This window comes from Streptomyces sp. NPDC057697 (assembly GCF_042799335.1).
Classification (GTDB): Bacteria; Actinomycetota; Actinomycetes; order Streptomycetales; family Streptomycetaceae; genus Streptomyces.
In genome coordinates this window covers 36,183-49,156 of record NZ_JBHVJA010000020.1, presented here as the reverse complement: position 1 = coordinate 49,156, position 12,974 = coordinate 36,183, and the positions used below count along the sequence as shown (strand labels likewise).

The 12,974-nt window shown below is 74.3% G+C and carries 11 protein-coding genes; 6 read left to right on the top strand and 5 right to left on the bottom strand.

Features of this window, described 5'->3' with window-relative positions:
- Positions 1-28: 28 nt before the first annotated feature.
- The 6 genes from ACFVFH_RS33545 to ACFVFH_RS33520 all read left to right on the top strand — a co-directional run bounded on the left by ACFVFH_RS33545 (position 29) and on the right by ACFVFH_RS33520 (position 8,156).
- Positions 29-2,788 carry a prenyltransferase/squalene oxidase repeat-containing protein gene (locus tag ACFVFH_RS33545; protein WP_383776048.1) on the top strand — a complete coding sequence of 920 codons (2,760 nt, stop codon included), beginning with the start codon at positions 29-31 and terminating at the stop codon, positions 2,786-2,788.
- Positions 2,785-3,711, top strand: coding sequence for a hypothetical protein (locus ACFVFH_RS33540; RefSeq protein WP_383776045.1), 927 nt, complete (start codon positions 2,785-2,787; stop codon positions 3,709-3,711). The genes ACFVFH_RS33545 and ACFVFH_RS33540 overlap by 4 nt, the downstream gene beginning before the upstream one ends.
- Before the next feature lie 4 nt (positions 3,712-3,715).
- Entirely contained in the window at positions 3,716-4,900 is a 1,185-nt protein-coding gene (locus ACFVFH_RS33535; protein WP_383776042.1) for an energy-coupling factor transporter transmembrane component T, read from the top strand.
- A complete protein-coding gene (locus ACFVFH_RS33530) occupies positions 4,897-6,552 on the top strand; it encodes an ABC transporter ATP-binding protein (protein ID WP_383776039.1) in 1,656 nt (551 codons plus the stop codon). Before ACFVFH_RS33535 ends, ACFVFH_RS33530 begins: the two co-directional genes overlap by 4 nt.
- On the top strand, positions 6,549-7,373 hold the full coding sequence (locus ACFVFH_RS33525; protein WP_383776036.1) for an ECF transporter S component: 825 nt from the start codon (positions 6,549-6,551) through the stop codon (positions 7,371-7,373). The genes ACFVFH_RS33530 and ACFVFH_RS33525 overlap by 4 nt, the downstream gene beginning before the upstream one ends.
- Positions 7,374-7,607: 234 nt before the next feature.
- Positions 7,608-8,156, top strand: coding sequence for a cysteine hydrolase family protein (locus tag ACFVFH_RS33520; protein ID WP_383776033.1), 549 nt, complete (start codon positions 7,608-7,610; stop codon positions 8,154-8,156).
- A 159-nt stretch (positions 8,157-8,315) separates the two neighbouring features.
- Here ACFVFH_RS33520 and ACFVFH_RS33515 read toward each other — a convergent pair whose 3' ends face one another.
- The 5 genes from ACFVFH_RS33515 to ACFVFH_RS33495 are packed head-to-tail and all read right to left on the bottom strand — an operon-like array spanning position 8,316 to position 12,677.
- Entirely contained in the window at positions 8,316-9,224 is a 909-nt protein-coding gene (locus ACFVFH_RS33515; protein WP_383776030.1) for a class I SAM-dependent methyltransferase, read from the bottom strand.
- A 55-nt stretch (positions 9,225-9,279) separates the two neighbouring features.
- Positions 9,280-9,405 (bottom strand): hypothetical protein, encoded by a 126-nt coding sequence (locus ACFVFH_RS33510; RefSeq protein WP_383776027.1) that lies wholly within the window; start codon positions 9,403-9,405, stop codon positions 9,280-9,282.
- Positions 9,402-10,505: an NAD(P)-dependent alcohol dehydrogenase gene (locus ACFVFH_RS33505; protein WP_383776143.1), complete on the bottom strand. Its 1,104-nt coding sequence runs from the start codon at positions 10,503-10,505 to the stop codon at positions 9,402-9,404. Before ACFVFH_RS33505 ends, ACFVFH_RS33510 begins: the two co-directional genes overlap by 4 nt.
- A gap of 2 nt (positions 10,506-10,507) precedes the next feature.
- On the bottom strand, positions 10,508-11,914 hold the full coding sequence (locus tag ACFVFH_RS33500) for an aldehyde dehydrogenase family protein (protein WP_383776024.1): 1,407 nt from the start codon (positions 11,912-11,914) through the stop codon (positions 10,508-10,510).
- 7 nt (positions 11,915-11,921) lie between these two features.
- On the bottom strand, positions 11,922-12,677 hold the full coding sequence (locus ACFVFH_RS33495; RefSeq protein ID WP_383776021.1) for a (5-formylfuran-3-yl)methyl phosphate synthase: 756 nt from the start codon (positions 12,675-12,677) through the stop codon (positions 11,922-11,924).
- Between the last annotated feature and the right edge of the window lie 297 nt (positions 12,678-12,974).

The following is a 12,974-nucleotide window of genomic DNA, read 5'->3' as shown; positions in this document are numbered from 1 at the left end:
GCCGCCCGGCAGAGCCGAGGGGGCCGTGGTGGGTACCGATCAGCAGACGAAGAGACGGACGGGCGGGAGACGGCGGCTGCTGTCCCTGTTGGCCGTCTTCTTCCTGACGCTCGGTGCGGGAGCCGCGTTCCTCTCGGCGTCACCGGCGAGCGCCGACCCCGTCGACCGGTGCACCGCCACGACCGGCGCCGTCGTCGCCGTCGACTTCGGCCCCTTCGGCGGTCCGGTGGTCCGTGGCTGCGACACCACCCCCACGACCGGCTACGAGCTGCTCCACGAGGGCGGGTTCAGCACCACCGGTACCGTCCACGACGGCGACGGCTTCATCTGCCGCATAGGCAACGGCTCCTTCGGCGGCGGCACCCAGTACCCCACCCCGGACAAGGAGGACTGCGTCCTCACTCCGCAGGCCACCGCGTACTGGTCGTACTGGATCGCCTCGCCCGGCCAGAAGAACTGGACGTACAGCCCCCTCGGCGCCATGTCCCGCACCCCTCGTGCCGGTGACGTCGACGCCTGGGTGTTCGGCGGCACGGACGTCGGCGGCACCACCGGCAAACCCACCTTCTCCCCCGACGACGTACGGGCCGAGGGCGGGTCCGCCACCCCGGACCCGACCGGCCCGACGGGACCGCCGACCACGACCCCGGACCCGGTCGACACGGCCGCGGCCACCCGCTGGATCACCGGGATGCTGAAGGACCAGGAGCGTGTCGTCGACGAGGGCGCCACCGCTCCGGACCACCTGCTCACCACCGAGGCCGTGTACGCCCTGGCAGCCGCCCGCTCCAAGGGCCCGGCGCTCCAGAAGGCCGCCGCGTTCCTCGCCCGGCCCGAGCAGACGGACGCGTACGCCTACCCGGCGGGCAAGAACGGGGTACCCGACGCCTCGGCCGCCGCGCGTCTGGCGCTCGTCGCCGAGGCCACCGGCGGGAACCCGCGCGACTTCGGCGGACACGACCTCCTCGGGGACCTCGTCGCACACGTCTGCCCGCGGGACATCGGGGACGGCGAGACGGTCCCCGGCTGCCTCACCAAGGGCGACTTCCGCACCACCGGCCAGGCCGACGCCCAGGCCATGGCCGTCATCGCCCTGCTCAACGGCGGGGTGACTCCCCCGGCCGACGCCGTGACCCGGCTGACCGGCCTCCAGTGCGAGGACGGCGGCTTCACCGGCATCCTCATCCGGTCCGGCGAGTGGTGCGACAGCGACGCGGCCTCCACCGGGCTGATCACCCTGGCCCTCCGGCGGGCCGGCGGCCACGACGCGGCGGTCGCGAAGGCACGGGCCTACCTCACGAAGTCCCAGCTCACGTCCGGCGCCTGGCCCTCGGCCTCGTACCTGACGACCGGCAGCGCGGGCCCCACCGGCTGGGCGGCGCAGGCGCTGCGCGCCCTGGGCGACACGGCTCGGGCCGACGCGGGCGTCTCCTGGCTCTCCGAGCAGCAACTGCCCGGCGGCGGCTTCGGGTTCGAGGAGGGCGAGACCGAGCCCCGGCTGTACGCCACCGCACCGGCCGTCGTCGCGGGAGCCGGGAGCGACCTGGTCGCACTCACCACCGAGAAGACCGATCCGCCGACCACGGAACCGCCGGCCGGCGCGGGGCCCGATCTGAAGAAGGGCATCGCCTACCTCACCGACCACCGCCGGCTGATCCAGGGCCACTACTACGAGAACGCCAAGGGGTCCGGGTTCGCCGACTTCGGCATGACCATCGACGGCGCCTACGCGCTCGCCGCGACCGGCACGGACAACAACGCCCTGCGCACCGTCGTCGACTTCCTCGACAAGGGCGGCAAGGACGGCACGGGCCGGGGAATCCACGACTGGACCATGATCGGCACCAAGTACGCGGGCGGCGGCTTCCTCGGCAAGACGGCCGTCCTGGCCGAGGCCGTGGGGCGCGACCCGCGCGACTTCGGCGGACAGGACCTGATCGGCGCACTGGCCAAGGCGGTCTGCCCGGCGAAGACACCGACGCCGCGCCCCTGCGCGGCCAAGGGCAACTACACCTACGCCACGTCCGTGTTCTCCCAGTCCCTCGGCGTCATGGCCCAGCTGCGCGCGGGCGAGACGGAGGCCGCGGCCGAGCCGATCGCCTACCTCAAGAGCCTCCAGGAACCCTCGGGCGCCTGGCCGAGCCTGATCGGCGAGAAGAGCGACGCCGAGGTCGACTCCACCGCGATGGCCGCGATGACCCTGGACCTGCTGCCCGACGCCGGCTCACGGGCCGCCGTGGACAAGGCCCTCGCCTGGCTGGCGGGCCGTCAGCTGGCGGACGGCGGCTTCCCCGGCGCCTCCGGGAACTCCGTGAACTCCGCCGCCCTGGCCGTGCAGGGCCTGTCGCTGGACGCCAAGAAGTACGCGAGCCACATCGCCGAGGCCCGCGCGTTCCTGGCCTCGCAGCAGAACGCCGACGGCGGGTTCAACGTGGTCAAGGGCGGCCAGCCCGGGTCCGACGTCCGTGCCTCGACCCAGGCCGTCGGCGGTGCCACCGGCATCTCGTTCGGCACCCTCACGCGCAGCCTCGACGGCACCGCTCCGGAGCCCGCGCCCAGCGGCTCGGACCAGCCGTCCGACTCCCCGTCCACGCCCGAGATCGTGACCCCGGGCGAGGAGACGGGCGGTACCGCCACTGCGGGCGGGCCCGGCGGGGGCGGCGCTCTGGCCTCCACCGGCGTCCAGGCCGGCGGCCTCGCCGCGGCGGCCGTCGCGCTGGTCCTCGGTGGCTGGGCCACGGTCCGCGCCGCCCGGCGCCGCCGCGCGGCCCCGGGGAGCGCGGCATGAGCGGCGGCCCTGTCCGGCGCGCCCTGGCCCGTACGGCGGGCGCGCTGGGGCTCACGGTGGCGGCGTTCGCCGCCACCACGGCCCCGGCCGGTGCCGCCCCGCAGCCGATGGGCCGGTGCACCACCTCCTCCGGCGTCGTGCTCGCCGTGGACTTCAGCCACTGGGGCGGGCCCGTCTACCGCTCCTGCGGAACCACGCCCACCACCGGGTACGAGCTCCTCAACCAGGGCGGCTGGCGGACCACCGGCACCGGCCACGACGGCCCCGCCTTCATCTGCCGCATCGGCTACAGCGGTCACCAGAACGGCAGGCAGTACCCGACACCGCGGCAGGACGACTGCGTGCTCACACCGCCCGCCTCCGCCTACTGGTCGTACTGGCACGCCGGTCCGGGACAGCGCACCTGGGAGTACAGCCAGCTCGGCGCCATGCTCTACAAGCCGAAGCCCGGCAGCGTCGACCTGTGGATCTTCGGCGGGACCGACATCGAGGGCACCGAGGGCAAGCCCACCCTCACCCCCGACCAGCTGCGTGCCAAGAACACGCGGCCCACCGGCGGCGGGCCCGTCCCCCGGGACACCCGCACCGCCGCGCCCCTTCCGCCCGGCGTCGACACCGGCCCCGCGCCGGAGAACCCGCCCCCTGCGGACCCGAAGCCCTCCGCGACGACGCCGTCCCCGAGCCCCTCGGCCTCACGGAGCGCGTCGCCCTCGGCGAGCCCCACGGAGAGCGCCTCGCCGACCCCCACCGCGCCGCCGCCGTCCGACACGTCCGCCTCCGGCCCCAGGGTCGTCGACGCGGCGCCCGCGGCCGAGGCGAAGTACGACATGGGTTCGTACCTGCCCGCCGTGGCGACCGGTGCGCTCGTCCTGCTGATCGGCGGCGCCGCCTGGTACGCGGCGAAGCGCCGCCGTACGGAGTAGCCGCGTGTCACGTACCACCACGGACGCGGCCGTGCCGCCGGTGTCCGGCTCCGGGCCGGACACCGGCGGCCGCCGTCTGCCCCGCGGCCTGCACCCCGTCGCCTGGTGGATCTGGGCCCTGGCCCTGGCCACCGCCGTCAGCCGCACGAACAATCCGCTGCTGCTCCTCCTGGTCCTCGCGGTCCTCGGATTCGTCATCACCATGCGCCGGACCGAGGCCCCGTGGGCCCGCGGATTCGTGTACTACCTCTACCTGGCCCTGACCGTCGTGGCGGTCCGGGTGGTCTTCCGCGCCGTCTTCGCCACCGGCATCACCCCCCACGACCACTTCCTCTTCTCGCTCCCCCACATCCCCACCCCCGGCTGGTACGCGGGCATCCGGCTCGGCGGCCCGGTCTCCCTGGAGGCGTTGCTGTCGGCCGCCGTCGACGGGCTGCGGCTGGCCTGCATGCTCTGCTGCATCGGCGCCGCCAACACGCTCGCCAACCCCAAGCGCGCCCTGCGCGTGCTGCCGGGCGCCCTGTACGAACTGGGTGTCGCCGTCACCGTCTCCATCAGTGTGGCGCCCCAACTGGTGCAGAGCGTCCAGCGCGTGCACCGGGCCCGGCGGCTGCGGGCCGGTCGCACCAAGGGGCTGCGGGCCCTGCGCGGCATCGTCGTTCCCGTCCTCGAAGACGCCCTGGAGCGCTCCCTGCGGCTGGCGGCCGCCATGGACTGCCGCGGCTACGGACGTGCCGGGACCGCCACCCGCCGCTCCCGCCGCGCGACCGGCGCCCTGATGCTGCTCGGCATGTGCGGTCTGTGCACCGGTGCCTACGGGCTCCTCGACGCCACCGCGCCCGCCGTGCTCGGCTTTCCCGCGCTCGCGGCCGGCGGGCTGCTGTGCGTGGCCGGGCTGCGCCTCGGCGGGCGCAGGGTCACCCGCACCGCCTACCGGCCCGACCCGTGGCGGGCCGCCGAATGGTCCGTCGCGGGCTGCGGGGTCCTGTCCGCGGTGCTCCTCTTCACCGGCGCCGGCTTCGACGCGGCCGCGTTGAACCCCTCCATCTACCCGCTCAGCTGGCCGCCGCTGCCTCCCGTACCGGCCGCGGCGGTCCTCCTCGCGGGAGCGGCCGGATTCCTGGCGCCGCCGCCGAGCGCGCCACCCCGTCCGGCCGTCCCCGCCCAGCGCACCGAGGAACCCGAGTGATCACCTTCGACCAGGTCACCGTCCAGTACGAGGACACCGCCGGACCCGTGCTGCGGGACGTGGACCTCACGGTGGAGGAGGGTGAACTCTGCCTCGTCGTGGGCCATACCGGCGTCGGCAAGTCCACCCTGCTGGGCGCGGTCAACGGGCTCGTCCCGCACTTCACCGGCGGCACCCTGTACGGGCGCGTCGTCGTGGACGGCCGGGACACCGCGGACCATCCGCCCCGCGAACTCGCCGATGTCGTGGGCGTCGTGGGCCAGGACCCCCTCGACGGCTTCGTCACCGACACCGTCGAGGAGGAACTCGCCTATGCGATGGAACAGCTGGCCGTTCCTCCGGCGACCATGCGCAAGCGCGTGGAGGAGACCCTCGACCTGCTCGGTCTCGCCGATCTGCGCCATCGCGCCCTGCACGAGCTCTCCGGGGGCCAGCAGCAGCGCGTCGCCATCGGCTCGGTCCTCACCGCGCACCCGCGGATCCTGGTCCTGGACGAGCCGACCTCCGCCCTCGACCCGACCGCCGCGGAGGAGGTCCTGGCCGCCGTCACCCGGCTCGTCCACGACCTCGGCGTCACCGTGCTGCTCGCCGAACACCGCCTGGAACGCGTCGTCCAGTACGCGGACCGCGTGATCCACCTGCCCGGCGACGGCCGCGTCGTGCCGGGCCCGCCCGCCGAGATCTTCCGTACCTCGTCCGTCGCACCGCCCATCGTCGAACTCGGCCGCACCGCCGGCTGGTCGCCGCTCCCCCTCTCCGTCCGCGACGCCCGGCGGGCGGCCGCGCCGCTGCGCTCCCGGCTGTCCCAGGCAGCGCCTCCGGCGGTGCGGCCCGCTCCCCGGGCGGACCGCGCGGCCCTGCTCACGGCTCGCGGGATCACGGTGACGTACCAGGGCGTTCCCGCCGTCCGGGAGGTCGGCATCGAGCTGCGCGGCGGGGAGGTCACCGCGCTCATGGGCCGCAACGGCTCCGGCAAGTCCTCCCTGCTCTGGGCCCTCCAGGGATCGGGTCCCCGGAAGGCCGGAACGGTCGCCGTGGGCGAGCCCGGTGGCCGGAAGCCCGAGGACCCGAAGAAGGTTCCGGCGGCAGCGGCCCGGCGGCTCGTCGGCCTGGTCCCGCAGACCCCCACCGATCTGCTCTACCTGGAGAGCGTCGACCAGGAACTGGACCAGGCCGACTCCGAGTCCGGGGTCGAGGCGGACGGGACACGGGCGCGCGCCCTCCTGGACCGGCTGGCGCCCGGCATCCCCGGCGCGGTCCACCCGCGCGACCTCTCCGAGGGGCAGAAGCTGGCCCTCGTCCTGGCGATCCAGCTCGCCGCCGCCCCGCGGGTGCTGCTGCTGGACGAGCCCACGCGCGGTCTCGACTACCGGGCCAAGGGCGAGCTGATCTCCATCGTGGACGGGCTCGCGGCCGAGGGGCGGGCGGTCGTGATCTCCACGCACGACGTGGAGTTCGTCGCCCGGGCGGCCGACCGCGTCGTGGTCATGGCCGAGGGCGATGTGGTGGCCGACGGCCCGACCGCCGAGGTCATCGTCGCCTCCCCCGTCTTCGCTCCGCAGACCGCGAAGATTCTGGCCCCGCTGCCCTTCCTCACCGTGGACCAGCTGGCCGCCGTACTCCCCGCCGACGGAACGGACCCCGACTCGTGAGCACGTACGCCCCGGCCATCCGGCTGCGTCCCCGGGCCGGGGCCGTCATCGCCCTGGCCGCCGTGCTGGGGGTCGTCGCGTTCTTCTGGCCCTTCCTCGTCGCTCCCGGTACGTTCGGCTCGGACTACACCCCGCTCCTGATCTTCGGCGCGCTGCTGGTGATCGTGCTGTGCGTGGTGATCTCGGAGATCGCCGAGGGCGGGATCAACTCCAAGGCACTCGCCATGCTGGGTGTGCTGTCCGCCGTCAACGCGGCCATCCGTCCTCTCGGCGCGGGCACGGCGGGCATCGAGACGGTGTTCTTCATCCTCGTCCTCTCGGGCCGGGTGTACGGCCCCGGTTTCGGCTTCACCCTCGGGTGCACCTCCCTCTTCGCCTCCGCGCTGATCACCGGCGGCGTGGGCCCGTGGATGCCGTACCAGATGTTCGGCTGCGCCTTCGTCGGAATGCTCGCCGGGTTCCTCCCCCGGGCGACCGGCCGCGCGGAAGTCCTCATGCTGGCCGTCTACGGCTCGTTCTCCGGCTACTTGTTCGGCTTCCTCCTGAACCTCTCCTTCTGGCCCTTCTCCCTGGATCCGAACAGCTCGATCGCCTATCTGCCGGGGCTGCCGTTCACCGAGCAGTTCCAGCGCTACGTCGCCTTCGATCTGGCCACGTCCCTCGGCTGGGACACCGGCCGCGCCGTCACCAATCTCGTCTGCATCGCGCTGGCCGGCCCCGCCGTTCTCACCGTCTTCCGCCGCGCCGCCCGCAAGGCCCGCTTCCAGGCCCCGGTCCGCTTCGCCCCTCCCGAAGCGGACCCTGGCCCCACCGTTCGATGAGCCGTCCGGCCGCGACGCCGCCCCGCTCCGGGCGCCGCTTCGACGATGCTCTCCGAGGCCACCGTTCCGCCGCATCGCCCCGCACCCCCGCCGCTCCATGACGGCCTGGCGGAAACCGCCCCCCGGCGGGCACACTGCCACGTGCCGACGGCCGCACGCCGCCGCACCGCGCACCACCGGGAGGGGCGAACCCGGCCCGTTCCGGAGCCGGACCGCCTCGTTCCTGGAGACCCTGTGAGCACTGCCCTTCTCGTGATGGACGTCCAGCGGGCCGTCGTGGACATCGCCGACGACGGCTCCGGATACCTGCCGCGCCTGCGCAGGGCGATCGACGGCGCACGGGCGGCGGGCATTCCCGTCATCCACGTGGTGATCGCCCTGCGCCCGGGGTTCCCCGAAGTCGGCCCGCGCAACCGGGCGCTCGGCGCCGTCGCACGGGCCGGGCTCCATGTCGAGGGCGACCCCGGCACGGAGATCCACCCCGATGTGGCGCCCCTGCCGGGCGAGGTGGTGGTGACCAAGAGACGGGCGAGCGCCTTCTCGGGCAGCGATCTCGACATGGTGCTCAGGGCGCAGGGCATCGAGCACCTCGTCCTCACCGGTATCGCCACGAGCGCCGTGGTGCTGCACACCCTGTGCCAGGCCAACGACCTGGACTTCGGCCTCACCGTCCTGGCGGACGCCTGCCTGGACCTCGATGCCGAGGTCCACCGCTTCCTCACCGAGAAGCTGTTCCCGCAGTGGGCGGACGTCGTCACCGTCGACGAGTGGCTCGACGCCTGACGGCCCAGGGGCCTCCTCCGCCCGGCGCCGGACGGGGCGACCGGGCGGCGGGCGGCGTTCGTCGAACTCCTCTCCTCGCCGGAGGCGGGCGTGCGTGCCGGTGGTGCCCGGCAGCCGTTGCCCGGGAAGGCGTCGGGGCCGGGCGGTCGGTCGGCGGTGTCAGGGCCGGGGTTTCTCGGCGAACACCCAGCGGTTGCCCGCCAGTGCGTCGTTCGGCTCGGGCAGCGGGCCGCGTCCGTGCCGGCGGGTGTAGTCGAAGGGCGTCCGGACCGATGTGGACCAGCCCTTGCCCGCCAGGAGTCCGGCGGAGTCGGGGCGCGGCTCCCTGGCGAACAGATGGAGCAGGTCGATGCCGATCTGGTCCGCCGTCGAGGTGTAGAGCGGGCTGTCGCGGTACTCCAGCAGGTCCTTGTCGAGCTTGACCTCGTACGCCAGGGCGCTCCCTGCGGCGCTCAGCCGGTCCACCGTGCCGATGAGGTGCGTCTCGGCGGCGGCGGGCAGGTAGAACAGCAGCCCCTCGGCCAGCCAGACGCTCGGTACGGCCGGGTCGAAGCCGGCTGCGGCCAGCGCGGCGACCCAGTCGTCGCGCAGGTCGGCCGGGACGGGGACGCGCGCCGCGCTCGGGGCGGCCGACAGTCCGTCCAGCACCTTGTGCTTGAACGCCAGCACGCCTTCCCTGTCGATCTCGAAGACCGTGCACCCGGCGGGCCAGTCGAGCCGGAACGCCCGGGTGTCCAGCCCGGCACCGAGCAGCACCACCTGCCGGACGCCGCCCGTGTGCACCGACCGGAGGAGGAAGTCGTCGAGAACTCTCGTCCGCAGACCGAAGTAGCGCGCGAACCGCCCCCACAGCGGGTTCGCGTCCCCGTCCGCGACCTGTTTCGGGTGGACCGGCCAGTCGGCGGACGCCGGTGCGGCGCGGACGAAGTGTTCCGCGTAGACGTCCCGGGCCAGCGCGTCGTCGCGGTGGGTCTCGATCGCCCGTGCCGCGGCGACCAGGAGGGCGGTCAGGCCGACGCCTCCTTCCACGCCCTCCACTCCGGTGTTCACAGATGTCGTGCTGACCACTTGGGCTCCCTTGGGCGAGTTGAGTCCGCGAACGGCGAGGATCGCGGATGACGGATCAGCGGCGGACGGTCGGCGCCACCGCTCGGGGCGCTCCGGTCTCCGCGGAGGGCCCGGTGGAGGGCCCGGTGGTGCGCGGTCCTGCGGCCGCCGGGCGGGCCGGGGCGCGTGGTGCCTCGTTCATCCGCTCCTTTCCTCCGGGATCAGGACGGGTTTGACCACGCGGCCCGCTTCGCAGTCGCGTTCGGCCTGGTTGATGTCGGAGAGCGGGTACGTGCGGATCAGCTCGTCGAAGGGGAACCGCCCGGCCTGCCAGAGCCCGGTCAGCCGCGGGATCAGCAGGCCCGGCACCGCGTCCCCCTCGCAGATGTGGGACATGGTCCTGCCCCGGTCCAGCGCGCCCGGCTCGATCGGCAGCGCGGTGTGGAGCCGGGCCACCAGACCGAGCCGGCCGGCCGGGCGCAGGGCCCGGAGCGCGTCGTTGATCAGCGGGGCGGAGGCCGTGGTGTCCAGCGCGTACCGTGCGCCGCCCTCGGTCAGCCGCCGGATGCGGCCGGGCAGGTCGGCCGAAGCGGCGTGCAGCGGGATCGCGCCGAACCGCTCGGCGAGGGCCAGCCGTTCGGGATGCCGGTCGACCGCCACGGTCACCGCTCCGGAGGCCGACGCCGCCATCACCGCGGCCAGGCCCACCGCGCCCGCGCCGAAGACCGCGAGGGTGTCGCCGGGCCCGGCGCGGAAGGAGTTGAGCACGGCTCCGGCACCGGTGAGGAAGCCGCAGCCGAGCGGCCCGAGCAGTTCGACGGGGAGCGCGGGGTCGGCCCGGACCGCGTTGCGGGCCGGCACCACCGCGTACTCGGCGAACGAGGACTGGCCGAACCACCGGGGGGCCAGTGCGCCCCCGGACGCGTCGGTGAACCGCGCGGCGTTCTCCTCGCGTCCCCCGAAGAGGTTGAGCGAGGCGAAGGAGTCGCAGTAGGCGGGGGCGGCGGCCAGGCAGTTCCGGCAGTGCCCGCAGGAGTCGAAGCTGAGCACGACGTGATCGCCCTCGTCCAGGCCGGTGTTCGGGCCGCCCGTCTCCACCACGACCCCGGCCCCTTCGTGGCCGAGCACCGCGGGCAGTGGTGAACGGCCCGCCGAACGCCGGACGGCGAGATCGGTCCGGCACATCCCGCAGCCCGCGATCCTGACCAGGATCTCGCCGTCGGCCGGTCCGGAGTCCAGGACCACCTCCTCGACGGCGAACCGGCCCTCGTACGCGCGCAGTACCGCCGCGCCGAACCTCATCGTCATGGCTCCTCCGGGCAGTGCACGACGAACGGCCGGAGGTTTCCGTAGAAGCCCCACGGCCCGCCCGCGACGCCGAGGCCGCTGTCCTTGATGCCCGCGAACGGCTGGGCGAGGGAGAGCTCGGCGTGGTGGTTGATCCACGCCGTCCCGCACTCCAGCCGGTCCGCGACCGCCTCGGCCCGGTCCAGGTCGGTCCCCCACACCGAGCCGCCCAGTCCGAAACCGGTGCCGTTGGCCGCCTCGACGGCTTCGTCGAGGCTCCGGTACGGCAGCACCGGCAGCACCGGGCCGAACTGTTCCTCCGTCACCACCGGGCTCTCGGGCGGGACGTCGGCCAGGACCGTCGGGGCGTGGAAATAGCCCGGGCGGTCCAGCCGGTGGCCACCGGCCGCGGCTCGGGCGCCGTCGGCCAGGGCCCGGGTGGTGTAGCGCTCGACCCGGGCCAGTTGGGGGGCGTTGTTGAGCGGGCCCAGTTCCGTGCCCGGGTCGAGGCCCGCTCCGACGACGACGCTCTTCGCGCGCTGTGCGAGGGCCTCGACGACGTCGGAGTAGATCCTGGCCGGGGCGTAGACGCGCTTGACCGCCATGCAGACCTGCCCGCAGTTGCGGAACGCCGCGTGGAAGAGCCGGTCCGCGATCCGCTCCACGTCCACGTCGGGCATGAGGACGGCGGCGTCGTTGCCGCCCAGCTCCAGGGTGACGCGGCCGAGCGAGGCCGCCGCGCCCGCGGCGACGGCCCGTCCGGTGGGGACGGAGCCGGTGAAGGTCACATGGCGGATCCCCGGATGGGAGGCCAGGCGGGCCCCGAGGGGTTCGCGGCCGGTGACGACCGTGAGCACGTCCTCGGGGAGGGCCGTGGCGAGCACGGAGGCGAGCAGCCGGGTGGCGAGCGGGGTGAACGGCGAGGGTTTGAGCACCACCGTGTTGCCCGCGGCGAGCGCGGGCGCCAGTTTCGCCGAGGCCAGTTGGAGGGGGAAGTTCCACGGGACGATCGCGGCGACGGGTCCGAGCGGCCGCCAGCGGATCTCGCTGCGCACCGGACGGCCGTCGACGAGGGGCCGGGGCTCGGCGTCGAGCTCGGTGAAGTAGCGCAGACGGGCCGCCGTGCGGGCGATCTCCGCGTACGACTCGGCCAGGGGTTTGCCCTGTTCCCGGGTGAGCAGGGGGGCCAGCTCCGGGCCGGCCGCCTCCACGGCGTCGGCTGCCGCGAGCAGCGCGGTGGTGCGGGCGTCGTGGTCGGCGCGCCAGCCGCGCCAGGCTTCGTGGGCCCGGCCGACGACGGCGTCCAACTCGTCCGGCTGCTGGTCGGGGGCGTCCCCGAACGCCTCGCCCGTTGCCGGGTCGAGGACGGCGAAGCGTTTCCTCACGGTGCCGGGCGTCGCCCGGTGGAGCTGGTCCGTGGCCATGGCGCGGTCAGCTCGCGGTGGGTACGGCAGCCGCGTGTTCCCGGGCGTGCCGGTCCATCTCCGCGCGGAAGGCGGCCACCAGGTGCGGCTGGATCCTTCCGGTGGTGCGGTCGCCGCCCTCGCAGACCGCCCCGCGCACCCCCACGATGTCGGTGCCGATGCGGGTCAGCGTGCCGAGGTCCGCCGCCTTCACGCTGCCCGCGAGTGCGGCGAGCAGGCCGGCTTCGTGGGCCCGTCGTACGAACTCCTCGCAGGCCTCGGGCGGAACGTGGTCGAACAGCCGCGTCCCGTCCTTGACGGCGGTGTCCAGCATGGCCGCGTCGCAGCCGGAACGGCGGGCGATGTCGGGCAGTGCGAGCGGGTTGACGCAACCGATCCGGTGGGCGTCGGCGTAGCCGGAGGCGACGACGAACGCGTCCGGCCGGTGGTCCTTCACCGCCCGGACGACCCCTCGCATGACATCGATGGCCTGGTCGGGCGTCGTGCATCCGTAGAGGCCGACCTTGATGTACGTGGCTCCCGAGACGGCCGCGCCGAGCGCCGCCTGGGCCACCGTGCCGGGCTTGTACGGCACGTCTCCCACGGTGGCGGACACCGGCTTGTCCGCCGGGACCGCGTCACGGATCTCTCTGATGACCCACGGGTAGTTCGCGCCGAGCGAGCCCTCGTCGGGCTTCTTGACGTCGACGATGTCGAGGTGGTCCGCCGCCTTCGCGCAGTCGAGGGCTTCCTCGACGCTGTCCGGGGAGATGAGAAGCAACAATGTGGACTCCTTCCATCGCGTGTCCACCCGCCGGGAGGCGGGTGCGCGATGTCGTGTGGATCCCTTGCGGGTCAGCTCATCCTTCCCAGGCCCCGGGCCCCCCGGTAGGGCGCACGGAGGCCGAAGGGTGCTGTCCCGGCCCGCCCAGCGCGCCGTGCACGCCGGTTCGAACCAGCCCCACCCGAACCGTGGACGCCACCTTCCCCGGGACGGCACCCCGGTCCCCGCGGTCCCGGGGGCGCGGGCTGTCGGCCCGCGCGGCCGGGAAGCGTCTTCAGGGCCTTCGAGGCGACGGTG